Origin of the sequence: Catellatospora sp. IY07-71 (assembly GCF_018326265.1) — a bacterium.
Lineage (GTDB): Bacteria > Actinomycetota > Actinomycetes > Mycobacteriales > Micromonosporaceae > Catellatospora.
In genome coordinates this window covers 677,665-699,594 of the sequence record NZ_AP023360.1, presented here as the reverse complement: position 1 = coordinate 699,594, position 21,930 = coordinate 677,665, and the positions used below count along the sequence as shown (strand labels likewise).

Annotated in this window: 18 protein-coding genes; 13 read left to right on the top strand and 5 right to left on the bottom strand. The window is 70.8% G+C overall.

What is annotated here, in order from left to right:
* Positions 1-6 precede the first annotated feature (6 nt).
* The 5 genes from CS0771_RS03100 (at position 7) to CS0771_RS03080 (ending at position 5,602) form a co-directional block, all read left to right on the top strand.
* Entirely contained in the window at positions 7-768 is a 762-nt protein-coding gene (locus CS0771_RS03100) for a DUF3152 domain-containing protein (RefSeq protein ID WP_212839701.1), read from the top strand.
* Positions 769-795: 27 nt separating this feature from the next.
* The gene (gene guaA / locus CS0771_RS03095) at positions 796-2,349 is read left to right on the top strand and encodes a glutamine-hydrolyzing GMP synthase (protein WP_212839700.1); all 1,554 of its coding nucleotides are present in this window, start codon (positions 796-798) and stop codon (positions 2,347-2,349) included.
* Positions 2,350-2,513: 164 nt separating this feature from the next.
* Complete coding sequence (locus tag CS0771_RS03090; RefSeq protein WP_212839699.1) at positions 2,514-3,461, top strand: NUDIX hydrolase; 948 nt, start codon at positions 2,514-2,516, stop codon at positions 3,459-3,461.
* A gap of 31 nt (positions 3,462-3,492) precedes the next feature.
* Complete coding sequence (locus CS0771_RS03085) at positions 3,493-4,425, top strand: NUDIX hydrolase (protein WP_212839698.1); 933 nt, start codon at positions 3,493-3,495, stop codon at positions 4,423-4,425.
* Positions 4,426-4,720: 295 nt separating this feature from the next.
* Positions 4,721-5,602: a phosphatidylcholine/phosphatidylserine synthase gene (locus tag CS0771_RS03080; RefSeq protein ID WP_212845589.1), complete on the top strand. Its 882-nt coding sequence runs from the start codon at positions 4,721-4,723 to the stop codon at positions 5,600-5,602.
* A 151-nt stretch (positions 5,603-5,753) separates the two neighbouring features.
* Here CS0771_RS03080 and CS0771_RS03075 read toward each other — a convergent pair whose 3' ends face one another.
* The 3 genes from CS0771_RS03075 to CS0771_RS03065 form a co-directional block, all read right to left on the bottom strand.
* A complete protein-coding gene (locus CS0771_RS03075) occupies positions 5,754-7,010 on the bottom strand; it encodes a phosphatidylserine decarboxylase (protein WP_212839697.1) in 1,257 nt (418 codons plus the stop codon).
* 169 nt (positions 7,011-7,179) lie between these two features.
* Positions 7,180-7,458 (bottom strand): hypothetical protein, encoded by a 279-nt coding sequence (locus CS0771_RS03070; protein WP_212839696.1) that lies wholly within the window; start codon positions 7,456-7,458, stop codon positions 7,180-7,182.
* Positions 7,455-8,768 carry a PspC domain-containing protein gene (locus CS0771_RS03065; protein WP_212839695.1) on the bottom strand — a complete coding sequence of 438 codons (1,314 nt, stop codon included), beginning with the start codon at positions 8,766-8,768 and terminating at the stop codon, positions 7,455-7,457. The genes CS0771_RS03070 and CS0771_RS03065 overlap by 4 nt, the downstream gene beginning before the upstream one ends.
* Positions 8,769-8,904: 136 nt before the next feature.
* On the opposite strand from CS0771_RS03065, the gene CS0771_RS03060 reads away from it, so the two are divergent.
* The 7 genes from CS0771_RS03060 to CS0771_RS03030 all read left to right on the top strand — a co-directional run bounded on the left by CS0771_RS03060 (position 8,905) and on the right by CS0771_RS03030 (position 16,717).
* Complete coding sequence (locus CS0771_RS03060; protein WP_244870577.1) at positions 8,905-10,152, top strand: ATP-binding protein; 1,248 nt, start codon at positions 8,905-8,907, stop codon at positions 10,150-10,152.
* A complete protein-coding gene (locus tag CS0771_RS03055) occupies positions 10,149-10,802 on the top strand; it encodes a response regulator transcription factor (protein WP_212839694.1) in 654 nt (217 codons plus the stop codon). Before CS0771_RS03060 ends, CS0771_RS03055 begins: the two co-directional genes overlap by 4 nt.
* 274 nt (positions 10,803-11,076) lie before the next feature.
* A complete protein-coding gene (locus tag CS0771_RS03050; RefSeq protein WP_212839693.1) occupies positions 11,077-12,690 on the top strand; it encodes an ABC transporter substrate-binding protein in 1,614 nt (537 codons plus the stop codon).
* 93 nt (positions 12,691-12,783) lie between these two features.
* Positions 12,784-13,692 carry an ABC transporter permease gene (locus tag CS0771_RS03045; RefSeq protein WP_212839692.1) on the top strand — a complete coding sequence of 303 codons (909 nt, stop codon included), beginning with the start codon at positions 12,784-12,786 and terminating at the stop codon, positions 13,690-13,692.
* A complete protein-coding gene (locus CS0771_RS03040) occupies positions 13,685-14,674 on the top strand; it encodes an ABC transporter permease (protein WP_212839691.1) in 990 nt (329 codons plus the stop codon). The genes CS0771_RS03045 and CS0771_RS03040 overlap by 8 nt, the downstream gene beginning before the upstream one ends.
* Positions 14,675-14,682: 8 nt before the next feature.
* On the top strand, positions 14,683-15,717 hold the full coding sequence (locus CS0771_RS03035; RefSeq protein WP_212839690.1) for an ABC transporter ATP-binding protein: 1,035 nt from the start codon (positions 14,683-14,685) through the stop codon (positions 15,715-15,717).
* A complete protein-coding gene (locus CS0771_RS03030; RefSeq protein WP_212839689.1) occupies positions 15,710-16,717 on the top strand; it encodes an ABC transporter ATP-binding protein in 1,008 nt (335 codons plus the stop codon). Before CS0771_RS03035 ends, CS0771_RS03030 begins: the two co-directional genes overlap by 8 nt.
* 156 nt (positions 16,718-16,873) lie before the next feature.
* Here CS0771_RS03030 and CS0771_RS03025 read toward each other — a convergent pair whose 3' ends face one another.
* Entirely contained in the window at positions 16,874-17,158 is a 285-nt protein-coding gene (locus CS0771_RS03025; protein WP_212839688.1) for a chorismate mutase, read from the bottom strand.
* A gap of 230 nt (positions 17,159-17,388) precedes the next feature.
* Positions 17,389-19,236 (bottom strand): bifunctional UDP-sugar hydrolase/5'-nucleotidase, encoded by a 1,848-nt coding sequence (locus CS0771_RS03020; RefSeq protein ID WP_212839687.1) that lies wholly within the window; start codon positions 19,234-19,236, stop codon positions 17,389-17,391.
* A gap of 219 nt (positions 19,237-19,455) precedes the next feature.
* Here CS0771_RS03020 and pcrA point away from each other — a divergent pair, with 219 nt between their 5' ends.
* On the top strand, positions 19,456-21,840 hold the full coding sequence (gene pcrA / locus CS0771_RS03015) for a DNA helicase PcrA (protein ID WP_212839686.1): 2,385 nt from the start codon (positions 19,456-19,458) through the stop codon (positions 21,838-21,840).
* Positions 21,841-21,930: the final 90 nt, after the last annotated feature.

The window sequence follows — 21,930 nt, the reverse complement described above, 5'->3', positions numbered from 1 at the left end:
ATCGCCATGGGGAGGACACTGCTGCGGGCCGGGTTCGCGACGGCCGCCATGACCGTGCTCCTGGCCGGGTGCGGCACCAGCGCGCCACGTCCGGAGTTCAACCAGGCCGCGTCGCCGCAGCCGATGCCGTCTGCGCAGCCGTCCGCCTCAGCCGCGGCGTCGCCGTCGGCCTCCCCGTCGGCGAAGCCGAAGCCGACGAAGAACGCGCCGGTGCTGCAGCGCGGCGGAGGCACCTTCCACACCGCTGCGGGCGGAACGGAGATCGTGGGCAGCGCAGGCTCCCTGCGCCGCTACCAGGTGCAGGTGGAGAAGGGCATCACCGCGTTCGACACCGACGGCTTCGCGGCCAAGGTGGACGAGATCCTGTCCGACGACCGCAGCTGGATCGCCTCGAAGAAGTGGCGCCTGCAGCGGGTCGGTCCGGGGGAGTCGCCGAACTTCTACGTCAAGCTGGCCACCCCGGACACCGTGGACCGGCTGTGCGGGCAGGTCGGCCTGATCACCAACGGCATCTTCTCCTGCCGCGCGGGCAGCAACGTGGTGATCAACCTGCGCCGCTGGACCAACGGCGCGGACGGTTTCACCGACATGGAGGTGTACCGCTACATGGTCATCAACCATGAGGTCGGTCACTTCCTGGGCCACGGCCACGTCTTCTGCCCGGGCAAGGGCAGGCTCGCCCCGGTGATGCAGCAGCAGACCAAGAGCCTGCAGGGCTGCAAGGCCAACCCGTACCCGTACCCGGACGGGGTGCACTACGTGGGGTGACCTGCGTCGCACCCTAAGATTGAGGTCATGACGACGCCTCGCCCCGTCCTGGTGGTTGACTACGGTGCCCAGTACGCCCAGCTCATCGCGCGACGGGTGCGGGAGGCGAGGGTCTACTCCGAGATCGTGCCGCATTCGATGCCGGTCGAGGAGATGATGCGGAAGAACCCCGCCGCGATCATCCTGTCCGGCGGCCCGTCCAGCGTGTACGAGCCGGGCGCGCCGCAGGTCGACGCGAGTCTGTTCGAGCACGGTGTGCCGGTGTTCGGCATCTGCTACGGCTTCCAGGCGATGGCCGCCGCGCTGGGCGGCACGGTCAGCCACACCGGCCTGCGTGAGTTCGGCGGCACCGTGGTGGACGCGCAGCCCGACGCGGGCGTGCTGTTCGCGGGCCTGCCCGCGCGCCAGGACGTGTGGATGAGCCACGGCGACTGCGTGAGCGCCGCACCGGCCGGGTTCACGGTCACCGCCGCCTCGCCGGGCGCGCCGGTCGCCGCGTTCGAGGACGTCAGCCGCGGCTTCGCCGGGGTGCAGTTCCACCCCGAGGTGGCGCACACGCCGTACGGCCAGCGCCTGCTGGAGCGCTTCCTGCACGAGGTGGCCGGCATCGAGCCGGTCTGGACCATGGGCAACATCATCGAGGACCAGGTGGCCGCGATCCGCGCCCAGGTCGGCGACGCCGAGGTGATCTGCGGCCTGTCCGGCGGCGTCGACTCGGCGGTGGCCGCGGCGCTGGTGCACAAGGCCGTCGGCGACCAGCTCACCTGCGTGTTCGTGGACCACGGCCTGCTGCGCGCGGGCGAGGCCGAGCAGGTCGAGCGGGACTACGTGGCCGCCACCGGCATCAAGCTGAAGGTGGTGGACGCGGCCGACCGCTTCCTGGACGCGCTGGCCGGGGTGACCGACCCGGAGGCCAAGCGCAAGATCATCGGACGGGAGTTCATCCGGGTCTTCGAGGCGGCGGCCCGCGAGATCGCCACCGCGGGCGACGTGCGCTTCCTGGTGCAGGGCACGCTCTACCCGGACGTGGTGGAGTCCGGCGGGGGCACCGGCACCGCGAACATCAAGAGCCACCACAACGTGGGCGGGCTGCCCGACGACCTCAAGTTCGACCTGGTCGAGCCGCTGCGCACGCTGTTCAAGGACGAGGTGCGCGCGCTCGGGCAGAGCCTGGGCCTGCCCGAGGAGATGGTCTGGCGGCACCCGTTCCCGGGTCCGGGCCTGGCCATCCGCATCATCGGCGAGGTCAACAAGCACAACCTGGAGATCCTGCGCGCCGCCGACCTGATCGCCCGCCAGGAGCTGTCCGCCTCCGGTCTGGACCGCGACGTGTGGCAGTTCCCCGTGGTGCTGCTGGCCGACGTGCGCTCGGTCGGCGTGCAGGGCGACGGCCGCACCTACGGCCACCCGGTGGTGCTGCGCCCGGTCTCCAGCGAGGACGCGATGACCGCCGACTGGTCCCGGCTGCCGTACGACCTCATCGCCCGGATCTCGACCCGGATCACCAACGAGGTGCGCGAGGTCAACCGGGTCACCCTGGACGTGACGAGCAAGCCGCCGGGCACCATTGAATGGGAGTGAATCCCGACATTCTCTGATCGAGGCCTCACCCTTGTCGGGTGGGGCCTTTGATCACTTCTGGGGTAGGTCGAACGGCCGGTACAAATCGTCTTCAACTCGTGTAAACATGATCGTAAAATCGGACATCTTGTCGGGATCTGCCTGACGGGGGAGAATGGTTTCTCGTGACCACCGCGCTGGAGCCGTTGCGGCGGATCGCCGCATACGCCGTCATCACCAATGAAGCCGGCCAGGTTCTCCTGGTCCGCGCTTCGGCGCAGTCCGGTACGCCGGGCGTGTGGTCCCTGCCCGGCGGGGCAGTGGACCACGGCGAGCATCCCAATGACACCGTCGTCAGGGAGACCGCCGCAGAGACCGGGCTGAGCGTGGCCGTTACGGGGCTGCGTGACGTGCTGGCCGACATGCGGGCGCTGCCGCACCGCGGCGTCACGATCCACACCGACCGGGTCATCTACGCGGCCCGGGTACGCGGCGGCGCGCTGCGGGAGCGCGTCGGCCAGCCCACGGACCTGGTGGACTGGTTCACCCCCGAGGAGGCGGCCCGACTGCCGCTGCGGCCGTTCACCGCGGGCGCGCTCGGCATCACCGAGGCCGCGATCGACCTGCTGCCCGACGAGGTGCCCGACTTCCCGTCCTTCTTCGCCGCACCCGGCCCGGACGGGTTGCACCGCGCGCAGCGCTTCGCGGCGTACGCGGTGGTCACCGACCGGTTGCAGCGCGTCCTGCTGACCCGGATCGCGGAGAACTACCCGGGCGCGGGCAAGTGGCACCTGCCCGGCGGCGGCACCGACTACGGCGAGCAGCCCGGCGTCGCGCTGATCCGCGAGCTGGTCGAGGAGACCGGCCAGCGCGGGCGGCTCGGCGAGCTGCTCGGCGTGGCCAGCCACCGCGACCCGGCGTCGCTGGGGCCCGAGGGCTACCCGATCGACTGGCACGGCGTGCGCGCCTTCTACCGGGTGCGGGTCGACCGGGCCACCAAGCCCAAGGTCTACGACCAGGGCGGCTCCACCGCCGAGGCCCGCTGGGTCACCCGCGACGAGCTGGTCGGGCTCGGCCCGGACGACGTCACCGAGGTCACCTACGAGGCGCTGCGGGCGGCATCGCTGGAGTGATCATGTCGCGGGCGGCCGATAACCTGTCGTGGTGGAGAGACGGCGGAGGATCGGGGCCTACGGCATCGCGCACGACGAGCAGGGCCGGCTGCTGCTGGTCCGCTCGTCGGCCAGGTCGAACTTCCCGGGGGTGTGGTTCCTGCCCGGCGGCGGCCTGGAGCACGGCGAGGACCCGGCGCAGGCAGTGGTGCGCGAGTTCCGGGAGGAGACCGGGCTCGTCGCGGAGATCGCGGGCCTGCGCGAGGTCACCTCGGACCTGGTCGAGTTCCCGTGGCGGGACGTGTTGCTGCACCACGACCGGATCATCTACGACATGACGGTCACCGGCGGCGAGCTGACCGTGGAGACCGACGGCACCTCCGACCTGCCCCAGTGGATCGAGCGGGAGCGCCTGGCGTCGCTCGACCTGATCCCGTTCGCCGCGCACACGCTGGGCCTGGACACCGCGGGCCGGGCGAGCAGCCGCCGCCCGCAGACGCCGGACACCGCGGGCGAGGTCGGACCGGACGGCCGTGACCTGGGCGGAGCGCGCAAGGTCGCCCGCTTCGGGGCGTACGGCGTGGTCACCGACCCGGCCGGCCGGGTGCTGCTCTCCCTGATCGCGGAGAACTACCCGGGCGCGGGCAAGTGGCACCTGCCCGGCGGCGGCACCGACTTCGGCGAGACCCCGGCGGTCGGGCTGGTGCGGGAGATCTTCGAGGAGTCCGCGCAGGTCGGTGAGGTCACCGAGCTGCTCCGGGTCAACTCGAACCACAACCCGGCCGCGATGGGCCCGGAGGGCGAGCCCTACGACTGGTACGTGGTGCGGGCCGTGTTCCGGGTGCGGGTGCCGGAGCCCACCGTGCCCTCGGTCACCGAGGCGGCCGGCGGCTCGACCGCGCAGGCGCGCTGGTTCACCCCCGCCGAGCTGGGCAGTATTCCACTTACCGACTCCGCTTATCGAGAATTGCGACATATTTCCTGATTTCCTCCGTCGGGTAGACTTGCCACCTGACGGAACAAACAGCCCCCGGGACGCGCGTGCGTCCAGGCGGCCGATTTGCCCCCATCAGCAGGACGGCGCTGGAAGATCAGGTGCCGGGTATCGCCAACGCGCACCGGGGTGTGCGATGGTGTAGGCCGCAAAAGCCGGTCGGTCCGCTGAGGCGGCGGAAAGGAACCGAACCGGCATGGAGGGACGACACGTGCCGAGAGCCTTATGGCGTCGGCGTCGCTTGACGGACAGCCCGCGACCTGCGGGCCGGCAGTGGACCGGACGCCTGCGCGCCGGTGGCTCCATCGCCCGGCAGATGCTGCTGGTGCCGGTGGGTCGCCTGCGTAAGGCCGACCACCCCGTCGCGACGAGCCCCGCGCTGCCTGGCCTTGACCCGGTCGAACTGCGCGCCATCGAGCAGGCCGCCACGGCCGAGCCGGTGGAGCAGCCGACCCCGACCACGATCCCGCTGCTGCCGGGCGAGCGTACGCTCGACCGCCGGATCAAATTCGCGCTGGTGCAGGCCTGCACCCTGAGCAGCCTGCTGCTCGGCATGACCGCGATCTTCCTCGCCGTGATGCACGGCGAGCCGATGTGGGGCGCGCTCTGCCTGCTCGCCTGCATCACCTTCGACGGCCTCGACGGCGCGCTGGCCCGCAAGTTCGGCGTGGCCAGCCCGTTCGGCGTGCAGATGGACTCGCTGGGCGACATGACGTCGTTCGGCATCGCCGCGCCCGTCGTGGTGTTCTCGTTCCTGCGCGGCGAGGTCGCCACGCCGGTGCTCATCGCGGCGTGCGCGATGGTCGCCTGCTGCGCGGCGATCCGGCTGGCCCGGTTCAACGTCTCGCCGAAGGACGGCCGCTTCTTCTGCGGCGTGCCCACGACCATGGCGGCGACCGTGCTCGCGGTGACCGTGCTGCTGGGCGGCTCGCTGCCCGCCGGCGCCCTGGTGTTCGGGGTGGTGCTGCTGGCCATCGCGATGGTCTCCAGCTTCCCCTACGCCAAACTCGCCAAGGTGCTGAAGCTGCCGCCGACGCTGTTCCTGCTGCCGCTGGTCGGCCTGGTCTGGAACACGGAGGTCACCTTCGGCCTGCTGGTGCTGGTCTACCTGATCAGCGGCCCGGTCCTCTGGGCCCGCCAGCGCCGCGCCGCCACGCGCGTGGCCTGATCGCTACACCAAAGGCGCCGCCCCGGTCCACTGGACCGGGGCGGCGCCTTTTCGTGCGGGTGGGGCGGTGTTGATCGCTGTTTCGTGTCACAACCTGCGGTCCAGCCGCACTTTGTGACACGAAACAGCGATCAACGCTCCAGAAGGAAGGTCAGCGCAGCCGGGCGATGACCGTGGAGCCGCCGACGACGCGGTCACCGGGGGCGACCAGGGCCTCGGCCTTGTCGGCGGGCAGGTAGACGTCGGTGCGGGAGCCGAAGCGGATCAGGCCGTAGCGCTCGCCCTTGGCCAGCAGCGCGCCGATGGGCGCCCGCTGCACGATCCGGCGCGCGATCAGGCCCGTCCGCTGGGCGACGACGACCCGGCTGCGGTCCGGCGTCTCTAGCACGGTGTACGCCGCCACGTTGTGCTCGGCCTCGGGCTTCATCGCGTTGGCGTAGCCGCCGTCCTCGACGAAGTAGTCGACGACCTTGCCCGCCACCGGCGCCCGGTTGACGTGCACGTCGAACACGGACAGGAACACCGCGATGCGCAGGAACTCCTCGTCGGCGAAGCGCTCGTCGTAAATGTGCTCGACGCTCAGCACCTTGCCGTCGGCCGCGGCGACCACCGCGGTCGGGTCGGCCGGGATCTCGCGCTCCGGGTCGCGGAAGAATGCGGCCACGGGCGCGGCCAGCAGCGCGGGCAGCACCCACGCCTTCGACTTCGGCCGGGTGGCCTTGAGGAACGCGGCGGCGCCGAGCGCGATGCCGGCCGCGGCGACGCCGTTGGAGTCGATGTTCATGGTGCCGTAGAGCGGCACGCTCGACGGGCGGAAGGCGGGGCTGAGCTTGGCCGCCACCGCCGGGTCCACGTCGGTGAAGCGCAGGCGGTGTACGCGTACCGGCGGAGTGTTGCGCAGCACCAGGTCGGAGCCGACGCCCTGGCGCGCGGCGATGCGGTCCAGCTCGTCGGTCGCGCCGCCGGACAGGCCGGGCAGCGCCACCGCGGCGATGATCAGCAGGCCGCCCTCCGCGACGTACTTGCTGAGCTGCTCGACGGTGTTGCGGGCCTCCTCGCCGGAGCCGACCACCGGCTCGGCGACGATGACCAGGTCGGCGGACTCGGCGGCGGCCAGGTCGTCGACGACCTTGACCCGCTCGGTGAGGAAGCTGCCGAGGGTGGCCAGGTGACCGGCGACGGTCGCGTCGGCCGCCACGACGGTGAGCCGGTCGCCGGGCAGCAGCGCGTCCAGCGCCTCGGCCAGCACCAGGGAGTCCGCGGTGGCACCGACGAGCAGCGCGGTCTTGGGGCCCGCGTGGCGGGCGAGTTCGGTGGTGAGTGTGCGGGCGGCTCGGTCGCCGATGCGGATCTGGCCGAGCGGGCCCAGGGCCGGGGTGTCGGGGCGATCGGTCGGGTACTGGCTCATGCCTGCTCCTCGCTGTGCTTCATGGTCGGCTCGCTGCTCATGTGTCCTTCTTTCCCATCGACGGCATGAGCCTCACCGGGCCGTGTGGTTCGCTCGCTCGTCCACCGGTCAGCATAAGCGCCCCTCACCGCGGGCTCGCGCGGTGAGGGGCGCTGGGGTGGTGCGGGCTTCAGCCCGCGTGCTCCACCGAGGGCTGCTCGGCGGTCTCCGCGTCGGCCGGGGCCGGACCCGCCGGGGCGGGGTCCGCCGGGATCCCGGCCGGTTGCCGCTTGGGCGACAGCGCGCCGAGCACGGCGAGCACGCCCAGGATGATCAGGCCGCCGGCGATGAACCAGCCCAGCGAGGGCAGCTCGACGTCGAAGGCGTGCCGGGCCAGGAACGCGCCCGACACCAGCAGGAAGACCAGGCCGAAGAAGAGCGATACCGAGTCGGTGCGGTGGTTCTTCACCGGACCACCTCCGCGTGTCCGAGGTTGACGTCGAGCACCAGGCGCAGCGTGCCGCCGCCCTTGCCGTCGGGGCCGAGGCTGGTCTGGGTGTCCCGCTGGCCCGCGCCGCTGATGTCGCGGCCGAAGACGTCGGCGTCGGCCAGGTTCACCCTGGTCTCGACGATGACGTCGGTCTTCTCCGGCACGATGACGCGCAGCTGGCCGGCGGTGATCTGAGCGGTGACCTGCACGTCCTGGCCGGTGAGGTCGAGCGCGGTCAGGTCCAGCGTGGCCTCGCCGAAGCGGTGCTCGTAGCGGTCGTGCAGCTCGGCCACGGTGGTAGGCATCCAGACCACGGTGCCCGCCTGGCTGCGCTCCCGGCTCCAGTCGCCGCCCGCGGCGACCATCGGCAGGATCAGCGCCAGCACCACGCCGATCCAGATCCAGCCCCGGGCCCGACCGAACCAGGCGCCGAGGACCAGGCCGAGACCCGTGACGCCGAGCGCGGCGGCGACGTACGTGCTGCCCGGCACGGACACCCCGGCCATGTCGGCCATGGCCAGCCCGCCCAGCACGAGCATGATCAGGCCGAAGATGAGGCGGCCGAGCCGCGACGGCTCCGGCTTCACCTTCGGCGGCTTGACCGGCGGCGGCGGGGGTGGCGGGGCCGCCGGGGCGTACGGGCCGTGCGGGGCGAACGGGGCCCGGTAGCCGGCGGGGTCCACCGGCGGCACGGGCTCGGTCACCACGGCCGGGGCGGGCGCGGCGGCCGGCACGGTGACCGGCGCCGCGTACACCGGCGGCAGGTAGGTGGCGCCCGGCGTGCTGCGCGGCGCCCGGCCGGCCCCGCCGGGGTTGTTACGGCTGACCACCAGCGCGGCGATGACCAGGCCGATGGCGGCGATGACGGCGACCTCGAAGCTGTTGGTCACCGCCCCGATGAGGATCACCGTGAGCACGCTCAGCACCAGGGCCAGCGTCGAGGAGGTGCTGGAGTAGCCGCGCCCGAACAGCGACTCGACCGGCGAGGCGGTGTCGTCCTCGGCCGGGGTGAGCAGCCAGGCGGCGAGGTAGATCACGACGCCGATGCCGAAGATCGACAGCACGCCGATCAGCACCCGCCACAGCACCGGGTCGGTCCTGGTCGCGCGGGCCAGCGCACCGCACACCCCGGCCAGGTAGCGGCCGTGCCGCGGCCGGATCAGGCCGTACGGCGCGGCCCAGGACACGTATGGGGAGGGTCCGCCCTGCGGTGGGGGCTGTTCCTGCGCCCCGGGCGGCGCCTCGGCGGTGGGCGCCGCGCCGCCGGGCGTGGGGGTCTCGTCGCTCATGCCTTCGATGGTGGCCCGCGAGCGGCCCGACCTGCCTCAGGACCCGACCCTGACCCGACCCTGAGATGCGGCGGCGCCCTGTATCCGGGGTCTCACCCGTGGGCGGCGGCGCCGCGGCCGTGAAACCATCGATCCCGTGCAGCCCTCCGCGCCCGGACACCCCCGCCTGACCCGTTCCCGGACCGACCGCCTGGTCGCCGGGGTCGCCGGGGGCATCGCGGCGAACACCCGCCTGTCGCCCACGCTGATCCGGATCATCTTCGTCCTGCTGCTGCCCATCAACGGCCTGGGTGCCCTGCTCTACGCCGCGTTCTGGGCGGTGCTGCCGGCCGCGCCGGGTGAGCCGGCGCGCCGCTCGCTGCTGCGGCTGGCTCCCTTCCTGGCCGCCGGGCTGGTCCTGATGGTCATCAGCACGCTGCTCAACAACGGCGGCATCGGCATGACCGTGGGCTGGTTGGTGGCCCTGGTCGCGGTCGGCGCGGGCATCATCTGGCACCAGAGCGACCCGGACCGGCGCCAGCGCTGGTCGGACCAGTCGCCGTCGGCGCCGTGGCTGGCCGCGCTGTCCGACGGCGACCGCCGGATCTACCTGCTGCGCTTCCTGGCCGGCGGGGTGCTGGTGGCGGTGGGCATCCTGGGGCTGGTGTTCCTCTACTCCCCGGTGGTGGAGGGCGTCTCCTGGGCCGACATGTGGCGTGCGGTGGCGTTCGCGCTGGTGGCGCTCGCCGGGGTGGGGCTGGTGGCGGCACCGGTGCTGTGGCGCACGCTGGTCGCGCTGCGCACCGAGCGGGAGGGCCGGATCCGCGAGCAGGAGCGGGCCGAGCTGGCCGCGATGGTGCACGACCAGGTGCTGCACACGCTGGCGCTGATCCAGCGCAACGCGGGCGACCCGGCCGCGGTCCAGCGCATCGCCCGCGGCCAGGAGCGCAGCCTGCGCAACTGGCTCTACCAGCCGACCGGCTCGCCGACCGAGCACTTCGCCGCGGCGCTGCAGCAGGCGGCCGCCGAGGTCGAGGACACGTACGGCATCGCCGTGGAGGCGGTGGTGGTCGGCGACCGCGCCGTGGACGACAAGGTGGCCGCGATCGTGGCCGCGGCCCGCGAGGCGCTGGTCAACGCGGCCCGCCACGCCCAGGTCAAGAGCGTGTCGTTGTACGCCGAGGCCGAGCCGACGATGCTGAGCGTGTTCGTCCGCGACCGGGGCAAGGGCTTCGACCCGGCGTCGGTGGAGGAGCGGCGGCACGGCGTCCGTGGTTCGATCATCGGGCGCATGGCGCGGCACGGCGGGCAGGCGGAGATACGCAGCGAGATCGGCGAGGGCACCGAGGTCAGGCTGACCATGGCGGTGACCTCCCCGAGAGAGCCGAAGGAGGAGAAGGCATGAGCGAGAGCGGCGGGCGGCTGCGGGTGTTCCTGGTCGACGACCACGGGATGTTCCGGGCGGGGGTGCGGGCCGAGCTGGGCGCGCACGTCGACGTGGTGGGCGAGGCGGCCACCGTGGCGCAGGCGATCTCCATGATCGGCTCGGTCGTGCCGGACGTGGTGCTGCTGGACGTGCACATGCCCGACGGCGGCGGCCGGGCCGTGCTGGACGCGGTGCGCCGGGCGCAGCCGCAGGTGAAGTTCCTGGCGCTGTCGGTGTCCGATGCCGCCGAGGACGTGATCGGGCTGATCCGGGCCGGCGCGCGCGGTTACGTGACCAAGACCATCTCGCCGGAGGACCTGGTGGACGCGATCCGCCGGGTGGCCGACGGGGACGCGGTGTTCTCGCCGCGGCTGGCCGGGTTCGTGCTGGACGCGTTCGCGGCCCGGCCGGACGCGCCGGTCGCCGATCCGGAGCTGGACCAGCTGACCAACCGGGAGCGGGAGGTGTTGCGGCTGCTGGCGCGCGGGTACGCGTACAAGGAGATCGCCAAGGAGTTGTTCATCTCCATCAAGACGGTGGAGACCCACGTCTCGAACGTGCTCCGCAAGCTCCAGATGTCCAACCGCTACGAGCTGTCGCGGTGGGCGGCGGATCGACGCCTGGTGTGACTCTCGGTATCGCCCATAGATTGGGATGCCAGTTACCGTCGTGTTTCGCTCCTCGATCAACTTCGGGCTGAGAGGCCCCTAAAGCTGCTGGTCAAGAGATCGCACAGAGATGTGAAAGATTTCTTTGTGGGATATCGGCGTCGTCCCGGCTCGGTAACGGGTTGGTATCAGGCCCTTCCGGCGCGTGGTCACGGGGTGCGAAAGTGTGGCCACCTCACACCCCCTCGTGAGCGCCTGAGGAGGCACACGCATGCGTGGGATTACCCCATGGAAGGTGGCAGTCGGTCTGACGGCTGTCGCCCTGGCGGCCGCTGGTTGTTCCGGCGCCGACCCGGTTGAGCCCGAGAAGAAGGACGGCTCCTTCATCATCAGCTGGGGCGAGCCCCAGAACCCGCTGATCCCGGCCGGCACCTCGGAGACCCAGGGCGGCGTCGTCATCGACGCGCTGTTCACCGGTCTGACCAACTACGCCGCCAAGGACGCCAAGACCGAGATGGCGAACGCGGAGTCGATCACCTCGGCCGACAACGGCAAGACCTGGACGGTCAAGCTCAAGTCGGGCTGGAAGTGGCACGACGGCACCCCGGTCGTGGCGAAGAACTACGTCGACGCGTGGAACTACGCGGCGTACTCGCCCAACGGTCTGATCAACGGCAGCTTCTTCGGCGACATCGCGGGCTTCGACCAGGTGCACACCGAGGACCCGGACGGCGAGGAGGGCCCCAAGACGGCCCCGAAGCCGGCCACCGACAAGCTGTCCGGCCTGAAGGTCATCGACGACACCACCTTCGAGGTGACCCTGTCCGGCGCCTCGAACCTGTGGCCGGTCAAGGTCGGCTACGCGGCGTTCATGCCGCTGCCCGACGCGTTCTTCGCCGACCCGGCGAAGTTCGGCCAGGCCCCGATCGGCAACGGCCCGTTCAAGCTGTCCAAGTGGACCAAGAACACCGAGCTGGTCGTGACCCGCAACGACGACTACCAGGGCGCTGACAAGGCGAAGGTCAAGGACGTGATCTTCCGCGTCTACACCGACGACGCCGCCGCCTACGAGGACGTCAAGAACGGCACCATCGACTTCCAGCAGCAGGTCCCGTCGGCCAAGCTGGTGGGTAACCAGTACAAGTCGGACTTCGGTGACCGTGCCATCAGCAAGCCGATCTCGGTCTCCGCGTTCATCGCGATGCCGACCTGGCTGCCGGGCTACAACGACCCGAACGTGCGTAAGGCCATCTCGATGGCGATCGACCGCCAGCTGGTGATCGACAAGATCTTCAACGGCACCCGCATCCCGATGAACGGCTGGGTCAACCCGAACATGTCCGGCTACAAGGCCGACGTTTGTGGCGCGCCCTGCAAGTTCGACGCCGCCGCCGCGAAGGCCCTCTGGGACGCCGCGCCGGTCAAGCCGAAGGACCTGTCGATCGCCTACAACGGCGACGCCTCGCACAAGGACTGGGTCGACGCGGTCTGCAACAGCATCCAGCAGACGCTGGGCGCCGAGTGCAAGGGCAAGCCGTTCCCGACCTTCGGTGAGTTCCGCACCCTGGTCGTCGGCGAGAAGATGACCGGTATGTCGCGTGCCGGCTGGCAGGCCGACTACCCGAGCATCGAGAACTGGCTGAACCCGCTGCTGAAGACGGAGGCCTCCTCCAACGACGGCAAGTTCTCGAACCCGGAGTTCGACGCCAAGCTGAAGGAGGCCGACAGCACGTCGGACCTCGCCGCGGCGGAGAAGCTCTACCAGGAGGCCGAGGCCATGCTGCCGAACCTCATGCCGACCATCCCGATGTGGCACTCGTCGCAGCAGACGGTCTGGTCCGAGAAGCTGACCACCGTCGTCATCAACACCTTCGGTGAGCTCGACCTGGTTTCGGTCACGGTCAAGTGAACTAGAAGACCCTGAATAACGAGAGGCGTGCCGCGGCCCTAGCGGGCTGCGGCACGTCGCTCATGTTCAGCGAGGCTCAGTGAGGAGTAAGACATGGGGCGGTATGCCCTCCGCCGGTTGCTGCAGGCGATCCCTGTCTTCATCGGCACGACGTTTCTCATCTGGTTCCTGGTGTGGGGACTCCCAGGTGACCCCTTCGCCGGTCGTTGCGGCGAGAAGAAGTGCCCCGAGGCCTACGTCGCGTACATGACCGAGAAGTTCAACCTGGACGAGCCCCTCTTCGTCCAGTACCTGATCTACCTGAAGAACCTGGTCACCGGGAACTTCGGGCAGACCTTCAACGGCACTGAGATCGGCGAGCTGCTGACCCAGGCCTTCCCCATCTCCATGAAGCTCGCGCTGGTCGCGGTCGTGGCCGAGGCGCTGATCGGCATCACCGCCGGTGTGCTCACCGGTCTGCGCCGGGGCAGCTTCATCGACAACCTGGTGCTGGTCTCGACGCTGGTGCTCATCGCCGTCCCGATCTTCGTGATCGGCCTGGTGGCCCGGTACTCGCTCGGCCTGTCGTCGGTGTCGCCCGAGGCGCCGTGGGTGGAGCTGATCATCCCAGGCATCATCCTGGCGAGCGGCTCGATGGCGTACATCACGCGGTTGACCCGGGTGAACCTGGTGGAGAACCGGCGCGCCGACTACGTGCGCACCGCCGTGGCCAAGGGCCTCACGCCCAGCCGCGTCACCGGCGTGCACCTGCTGCGCAACTCGATGATCCCCGTGGTCACCTGGCTGGGCTTGGACCTGGGCGCGCTGATGGGCGGTGCCATCGTCACCGAGGGCATCTTCAACATCCGCGGCATCGGCGGCCTGCTGTTCGGTGCCATCAACCGGCGGGAGTCCGGCGTGGTCGTCTCGATCGTGGCGATCCTCGTGCTGGTCTACCTCGTCGTCAACCTTCTCGTCGACCTGCTGTACGGCGTCCTGGACCCGAGGATCCGCTATGAGTAGCCCCGAGGTGGCGACCGCCACCAGCCCCACCGAGCCCACCGCCGTGCCGGCGACCCCGGCCGTCGCCGAGGCTGCTCCGCGCAAGGAGAAGAACCGCGGTCTGTGGAGTGACGCGTGGTACGAGCTGCGCCGCAAGCCGCTGTTCGTGATCTCCGCGATCCTGATCTTCATCTTCGTGCTGATGGCGGCGTTCCCGCAGCTGTTCAGCTCGGTCAGCCCCACTGCGGCGGACCTGAACAAGAGCCTCGAGAAGCCGGACTTCGGCGCGTGGTTCCAGTTCGGCGAGACCGGCCAGTTCGGCTACAACGTGCAGGGCCAGGACATCTACTCGCGGGTCATCTACGGCGCCCGTGCCTCGATCGTCGTCGGCGTCTTCGCGGTGGTCGGCAACATGCTGCTGGGCGGCTTCTTCGGCATCCTGAGCGGTTACCTGGGCGGCTGGACGGACACCCTGCTGGCCCGCTTCGGCGACATCTTCCTCGGCCTGCCGTTCGTGCTCGGCGCGCTGGTGATCCTGTCGACGTTCGCGTCGGTGCAGAGCGACCCGAGCGCCTTCCGGATCACCTCGCTGGTCATCCTGACGTTCATCGTGCTGGGCTGGCCGTCCTTCGCCCGCATCATGCGAGCGTCGGTGCTGTCCACCAAGCAGCTCGACTACGTGCACGCCGCCCAGGCGCTGGGTGCCCGGCCGGGCCGGATCGTCTTCCGGCACGTCCTGCCCAACGCCATGGCGCCGATGGTCGTCGTCGGCACGATCACGCTCGGTGCGTACATCGGCGCGGAGGCGACGCTGTCGTTCCTCGGTGTCGGCCTGCGCCCGCCGGTGGTCTCCTGGGGCATCATGATCGGCGAGAGCCGCAACTTCATGGACCCCGCCCCGTACATGATGGCGTTCCCCGCGGCGTTCCTCGTGGTCGCGGTGCTGAGCTTCGTCATGCTCGGTGACGCCGTACGCGACGCCCTCGACCCGAAGCTGCGCTAGGAGGCGACGTGACGGACATCAAGGTGAACACGGCGCCGGTCCTCGGCACCGACGGCAAGGCGGGCCACCACCTCCTCGAGGTGGAGAACCTGCACGTGGAGTTCCGCACCCGGGACGGCATCGCCAAGGTCATCAACGGCGTGTCGTACCACGTGGACGCCGGCGAGACGCTGGCGGTGCTGGGCGAGTCCGGCTCCGGCAAGAGCGTCACGGCGCAGACCATCATGGGCATCCTGGACACCCCACCGGGCTTCGTGACCGGCGGCGAGATCCGCTTCCGCGGCAAGGACCTGCTCAAGATGCCCAAGGACGAGCGCCGTCTCGTCCGCGGCGAGGGCATCGCGATGGTCTTCCAGGACGCGCTTTCGGCGCTGAACCCGGTTTTCACGGTCGGGTTCCAGATCGCCGAGCTCTACCGCAAGCGGCGGGGCATGAGCCGCGCCGACGGCAAGAAGCGCGCGATCGAGCTGCTGGACCAGGTCAAGATCCCGGCTGCGGCGACGCGGGTGAACGACTACCCGCACCAGTTCTCCGGCGGTATGCGGCAGCGCGTGATGATCGCGATGTCGCTGGCGCTGGACCCGGAGATCCTGATCGCCGACGAGCCGACCACGGCTCTCGACGTGACGGTGCAGGCGCAGATCATGGACCTGCTCGCGGAGATCCGCCGCGAGCGGAACATGGGCATGATCCTGATCACGCACGACCTCGGCGTGGTCGCCGACGTCGCGGACCGGATCGCGGTCATGTACGCCGGGCGGATCGTGGAGCAGGCCGACGTGCACTCGCTGTACGCCAAGCCGTGCCACCCGTACACGATGGCGCTGCTGGACTCGCTGCCGCGCCTGGACCTCAAGGGCCAGGAGCTCAACACCATCAAGGGCCTGCCGCCCAACCTGCTGCGCATCCCCACGGGCTGCGCGTTCCACCCCCGGTGCCGGATGGCCCGCGACATCTGCTCGGCCGAGCGGCCGGCGCTGATCCAGCTGGGCGACCGGGCCAGCGCGTGCCACTTCGCAGAGGAGCTGGTCGGCCGTGAGTGACGTGATCCTCGAAGTACGCGACCTGGTCAAGCACTTCCCGATCCGCCAGGGTGTCCTCTTCAAGAAGACGGTCGGGCAGATCAAGGCGGTGGACGGCGTCTCGCTGGACCTGCACAAGGGTGAGACCCTGGGCATCGTCGGCGAGTCCGGCTGCGGCAAGTCGACGCTGGCCAAGCTGCTGATGAACCTGGAGAAGCCGACCGCCGGGTCGATCCGCTACCAGGGCCGGGACGTGCTGCGGCTGTCCGCGGCGGAGCAGCGCAAGCTGCGCCGCAACATCCAGCTGGTCATGCAGGACCCGTACACCTCGCTCAACCCCCGGATGACGGTCGGCGACATCATCGGCGAGCCGTTCGAGATCCACACCGACGCCGCGCCCAAGGGCGACCGGCGCCGGAAGGTGCAGGAGCTGCTGGACGTGGTCGGGCTCAACCCCGAGCACATCAACCGCTACCCGCACCAGTTCTCGGGCGGCCAGCGGCAGCGCATCGGCATCGCCCGCGCGCTGGCGCTGCGTCCGGAGATCATCGTCTGCGACGAGCCGGTGTCGGCGCTCGACGTGTCGATCCAGGCGCAGGTCATGAACCTGCTGGACGGGCTGCAGCGGGACTTCAACCTGTCGTACATCTTCATCGCCCACGACCTGTCGGTGGTGCGCCACATCGCCGACCGGGTGGGCGTGATGTACCTCGGCAAGATGGTCGAGCTGGGCACCGACGACGAGATCTACGACACGCCGACGCACCCGTACACGCAGGCGCTGCTGTCCGCGGTGCCGGTGCCGGACCCGACGGCGCGTCAGCACAAGACGGTGATCCGGCTGGAGGGCGACGTGCCGTCGCCGGCCAACCCGCCGTCGGGCTGCCGCTTCCGCACCCGGTGCTGGAAGGCCCAGGAGATCTGCGCGACGACGCCGCCGCTGCTGCAGGTCAGCGCCAAGTCGCCGCACCCGAGCGCGTGCCACTTCGCCGAGGTCAGGGACGTGGTGCACGCGGGGTAGGTGATGTCTCCCGATGGCGGACGGTCGGTTGGGTTGAGCCTCCGGCCTGACCGCCCGCCACCGGGTCAACATAGAGCAGGGCACCGTCCGCGTCGCGGGCGGTGCCCTGTGCATGTGCGGTCCACCGCCCGCGGTAGCCGGCGAGCATGTCCCAGCTCAGAGCGGGCCGCGACCCGCGCGCAGGATGAGCAGGGCCAGCTGGGTGCCGTCGGGGCCGAGCTCCTCGCGGAAGCGGTCCATGATCTCGCGTTCCCGGCTGAGCACCAGGCGGGTGCCGCCGGAGGCGACGCGGGTCTTGCCGACCTGTTGCGAGATCAGCGCGCGTTCCTTCCACAGCGCGATGAGGGCGGCGTCGATCTGGTCGATGCGTTCCCGCATCGAGGTGATCTCACCGGCCGCCTCGGGTGCGGTGGTGCCGGTCTCGTGGGCGATGGCGCTCATCGGAACTCCTCAGTGGGATCGTCGCTCACCAGCGGCCCGGAGATGCTGAAAAGCCCCGGGCTCTGGGAGCCCGGGGCTTTTCGTCAGGTCTGCGTGCTCAGCGGCGACCTACGACTGCCGGGTTCCCGGAGCCATAGGTAAAGTAGAACGCCTGCTTGATCACGTCGCCAAGTATGCCATGCATACCCCGCGGCGCAAGCACGCCGACCATCATGTGAGACCTCGGTCCGTCAGCCGAGCTTGGTGATCCGGTCCGCCGGACCCGGCTGCACCGGGCCCGCCGCGAGGTACGCCACCAGCGCGTCGACGTCGAAACCGGGCGCGTACACCCGGCCCGTGCCGCCGGTCAGCGTGGTGAAGCCGTCGCCGCCGTTGGCCAGGAAGTCGTTCGTCGTGACGAGGTAGGTCGCCGCCGGGTCGATCGCCGTCCCGTTGAGCTTCAGGTCGGAGACCCGGCTGCCGAGCGGCAGCGTGGTGTTGTACGAGTACGTGAAGCCCGCCGATACCTGGAGGAACTTGGTGGTCGTCTGGCCCGCGTAGCCGGCCCACTGCTGCTCCAGCGTCTCCTTGAGCTGCGCGCCGGTCAGCGAGTAGGTGGTGACCAGGTTGTTGAACGGCTGCACGGTGAACGCCTCGCCGTAGGTGACCTGGCCGGCCGGCTCGCCGCCGGGGGAGTTGGCGTAGGTGAGCGGGGCCCGGATGCCGCCCGGGTTCATCAGGGCGAGCTGCGCCCCGGCCGAGGCCGTGTACGCCAGCTGCGCGTCGGCGATGACGTCGCCCAGCGGGCTCTCGCCGCTCGGCTTCGCGTCCCGGACGATGTCCGCGGAGATGCTGCCGACCACGCGGTTGGCCAGCGGCGCCACGGCGGCGCGGTACTTGTCCGCGATCACCTTGGCGGCCGGGTCGACCAGCGCGGGGTTGCGCACGAACACGTTCGGCGCGGTGCTCTGCCAGGTGCCGTCCGGGTTGCGCACGCCGTTCTCGACGATCACGTTCTGCGCCGTGATCGAGGTGAACGTGCGGGTGTGCCTGTCCAGCTCCACCGTGATGTCGGTGACCAGCTGGCCGTTGGTGCCCGCGCTGGTCACGACCACCGGCTTGCCCGACTTGTTGGGCAGCGAGCAGGTGTAGAAGCGGTGGGTGTGCCCGGAGACCACCACGCCGATCTCGTCGCGCAGCCCGGCCACGATCGGCGAGATCACGCCGGTGAAGCCGTCACAGGTGGAGACGTTGCCGGTCGGGCCCTGCTGGCCGCCCTCGTGCAGCAGCAGCACCTGGGCCTTCACGCCGAGCAGGCGCAGCAGCCCGCTCCACAGGTTCGCCGTCTCGACCTCGTCGCGGAAGTCGACGGTGGTGATGCCGGCCGGGTTGACGATGGACGGGGTGCCCTCCAGCGTCATGCCGATGAAGCCGACCGGCACGCCGCCGATGAGCTTCACCTCGACCGGGGGCAGGATCGGCAGCTTGGTGCGCTTGTCGGTGACGTTCGCGGCGAGGTACTGGAACTCCGCGCCGTCGAACCCGTCGCCCGCGAAGCAGCCCTCCACCGGGTGGCAGCCGCCGTGCTGCATCCGCTTGAGCTCGGTGACGCCCTCGTCGAACTCGTGGTTGCCCACCGAGGTGACGTCCAGGCCCAGCTCGCTCAGCAGCTCGATCGACGGCTCGTCGTGGAACGCGGCGCTGACCAGCGGGGTGGCGCCGATCATGTCGCCGGCGCCGACGGTGATGACCTTCTGGCCGGCCGCCTCGCCCTCGGCGCGCAGCTTCTTCACCCAGTGCGCCAGGTATTCCACGCCGCCGGCGGGGGTGCCGAGCACGGCCGCGCCGCTGCCGGTCGGCGGGTCGATCGCGCCGTGGAAGTCGTTGAACGCCAGCAGGTTGCCGGCCGCCGTCTGGCCCTCGGGGGCCGCGGCGAGGTTGACCGAGACGGGGGACAGCGGGGTCCACGCCGCGGCCGGTGCGGAAGAGGCGCCCGAGCCGCTGCTCAGCGGAATCGTCGCCACCACGGCCAGCGCCAGCGCCGGTATCGCCAGGTGCCGTGTTTTGCCTGCCCAGCCCCGAGAACGGGGGTGATTCATGGGGGGCCTCCATAGTCTGCATCGCGCAACAGCGCGCGATGTGAGGGTATGAAGGCATCCTTGCGCATCCGTTTCCACGGCGCTACGGCCGCCCGGTGATACTCCCGCGACCAAAACGTCACGGGCGGGTTGCGGGCGCGGGCCGACCCGCCGCGGCCGGCTGGGGCGGGCCGGGCGGGAGAGGCCGGTGTCGGAGGCGGCGCATAGACTCTCCAGACGATGCAAGCTCTCTTCGACCTCCCCGAACAGAAGCCGCCCGGCAACCCGGTCGGCGCCGCTGTCACCAGCGGAAACGCCCGCGGTGCCGCCGCCGACCCGGCGGCGCGGATCGCCACGCTGCTGGAGGGCCTGAACGAGCCGCAGCGCGCGGCGGTCACCCATGAGGGCACCCCGCTGCTGATCGTCGCGGGCGCCGGCTCCGGCAAGACCCGCGTGCTGACCCAGCGCATCGCGTACCTGCTGGCCGCTCGCGAGGTGCACCCGGGTGAGATCCTGGCCATCACCTTCACCAACAAGGCGGCGGGCGAGCTGCGCGAGCGCGTCGCCGCCCAGGTGGGCGGCCGGGCCCGGCTGATGTGGGTCTCCACCTTCCACTCCGCCTGCCTGCGCATCCTGCGCGCGGAGCACGAGCACGCCGGGCTGAAGTCGTCGTTCACCATCTATGACGCCGACGACTCGCGCCGGCTGATGCAGCTGGTCTCCCGCGAGCTGGACCTCGACCCGAAGCGCTACCCGCCGCGCAGCCTGGCCGCGCAGGTGTCGAACCTGAAGAACGAGCTGATCGACCCGGAGGCGTTCTCGCCGCACGGGCCCGCCGAGCGGGTGCTGGCCGAGGCGTACAAGCTCTACCAGCAGCGGCTGCAGCAGGCGCAGGCGCTCGACTTCGACGACATCATCATGCGCACGGTGCACCTGCTCCAGGCCAAGCCCGAGGTCACCGAGAAATACCGGCGCCGCTTCCGGCACGTGCTCGTCGACGAGTATCAGGACACCAACCACGCGCAGTACGTGCTGGTCAAGGAGCTGGTGGGGGACACCGGCGAGCTGTGCGTGGTCGGCGACGCGGACCAGTCGATCTACGCCTTCCGCGGCGCGACCATCCGCAACATCCTGGAGTTCGAGCGGGACTACCCGCAGGCGCGCACCATCCTGCTGGAGCAGAACTACCGCTCCACGCAGACCATCCTGAGCGCGGCCAACGCGGTCATCGACCGCAACAGCGACCGCAAGCCCAAGCGGCTGTGGAGCGACCAGGGCGCGGGCGAGCAGATCGTGGGCTACGTCGCCGACAACGAGCACGCCGAGGCCGACTGGGTGGCCCGCGAGATCGACCGGCTCACCGACGCCGGGTCCGCCCGGCCGGGCGACGTGGCGGTGTTCTACCGCACCAACGCCCAGTCCCGGGTCTTCGAGGACATCTTCATCCGGCTCGGCCTGCCCTACAAGGTCGTCGGCGGGGTGCGCTTCTACGAGCGCAAGGAGGTCCGCGACGCGCTGGCCTACCTGCGCGCGATCGCCAACGAGGACGACACCGTCAGCATGCGGCGGATCATCAACACGCCCAAGCGCGGCCTGGGCGACCGGGCCGAGGCGGTGGTCGAGGCGCTGGCCGCGCGGGAGCGGGTCTCCTTCGGCGCCGCGCTGCGCCGGGCGGCCGACGCGCCGGGCATCTCGACCCGGGCGGTCAACTCGATCGGCGAGTTCCTGGCGATGCTGGACGAGGCCCGCGAGCTGGCCCGCACGGCCCCGCCGGAGCAGGTGCTGGAGCTGATCCTGACCCGGTCCGGGCTGCTGGCCGAGCTGGAGGCGAGCCTGGACCCGCAGGACGAGGGCCGGGTGGAGAACCTCCAGGAGCTCGTCAGCGTGGCCCGGGAGTACGCCGAGCGCACCGCCGCGGCCGACGAGACGCCCACCCTGGACGGCTTCCTGGAGCAGGTGGCGCTGGTCGCCGACGCCGACCAGGTGCCCGCCGACGACCCGGAGCACCAGGGCGTGGTCACCCTGATGACGCTGCACACCGCCAAGGGACTGGAGTTCCCGGTGGTGTTCCTGACCGGCCTGGAGGACGGCGTCTTCCCGCACCTGCGCTCGCTGGGCGAGGTCAAGGAGCTGGAGGAGGAGCGGCGGCTGGCGTACGTCGGCATCACCCGCGCCCGGCGCCGGCTCTACCTGTCGCGCGCGGTGACCCGGTCGGCGTGGGGGCAGCCGCAGTACAACCCGGCGTCGCGCTTCCTGGAGGAGCTGCCGCCGGAGCTGCTCGACTGGCAGCGCACCGAGAGCTCGTACACGTCATGGGGTCGCGGCGGCATCGGCGGCCGGGAGCGCGCGCAGGAGCGGCCGGCCTCCGGCTTCGTGGGCAACACCGCCCGCGCGGCGGCACTGGCGAGCCGCATCGGGGTGGACCCGAGCAAGCTGGCCACCGCGAGCGACCTGGCCGCGGCGCCGCCCTCGGTGTCGGCCGGCGACCGGGTCAACCACCAGCGCTACGGGCTGGGCCGGGTGCTGGCCGTGCAGGGCACGGGTGCCCGCGCTCAGGCGCAGGTCGACTTCGGCGACCAGGTGCTGTGGCTGGTGCTGCGGCACGCGCCCCTGGAGCGGATCTGACCGTACGGCTCCCGTACACGAACAAAGCTCCCGTCACGCTGTGGGCGTGACGGGAGCTTCGTGCACGGGGGTGCGGGATGGGTGTGCGGA

Bases quoted from the DNA above. Each gene is read 5' to 3' on its own strand.
- CS0771_RS03100 (WP_212839701.1), top strand. From the start codon at position 7: ATGGGGAGGACACTGCTGCGGGCCGGGTTCGCGACGGCCGCCATGACC.
- guaA (WP_212839700.1), top strand. From the start codon at position 796: ATGACGACGCCTCGCCCCGTCCTGGTGGTTGACTACGGTGCCCAGTAC.
- CS0771_RS03075 (WP_212839697.1), bottom strand. From the start codon at position 7,010: ATGAGCCAGTACCCGACCGATCGCCCCGACACCCCGGCCCTGGGCCCG.
- CS0771_RS03065 (WP_212839695.1), bottom strand. From the start codon at position 8,768: ATGAGCGACGAGACCCCCACGCCCGGCGGCGCGGCGCCCACCGCCGAG.
- CS0771_RS03055 (WP_212839694.1), top strand. From the start codon at position 10,149: ATGAGCGAGAGCGGCGGGCGGCTGCGGGTGTTCCTGGTCGACGACCAC.
- CS0771_RS03045 (WP_212839692.1), top strand. From the start codon at position 12,784: ATGGGGCGGTATGCCCTCCGCCGGTTGCTGCAGGCGATCCCTGTCTTC.
- CS0771_RS03040 (WP_212839691.1), top strand. From the start codon at position 13,685: ATGAGTAGCCCCGAGGTGGCGACCGCCACCAGCCCCACCGAGCCCACC.
- CS0771_RS03025 (WP_212839688.1), bottom strand. From the start codon at position 17,158: ATGAGCGCCATCGCCCACGAGACCGGCACCACCGCACCCGAGGCGGCC.
- CS0771_RS03020 (WP_212839687.1), bottom strand. From the start codon at position 19,236: ATGAATCACCCCCGTTCTCGGGGCTGGGCAGGCAAAACACGGCACCTG.
- pcrA (WP_212839686.1), top strand. From the start codon at position 19,456: ATGCAAGCTCTCTTCGACCTCCCCGAACAGAAGCCGCCCGGCAACCCG.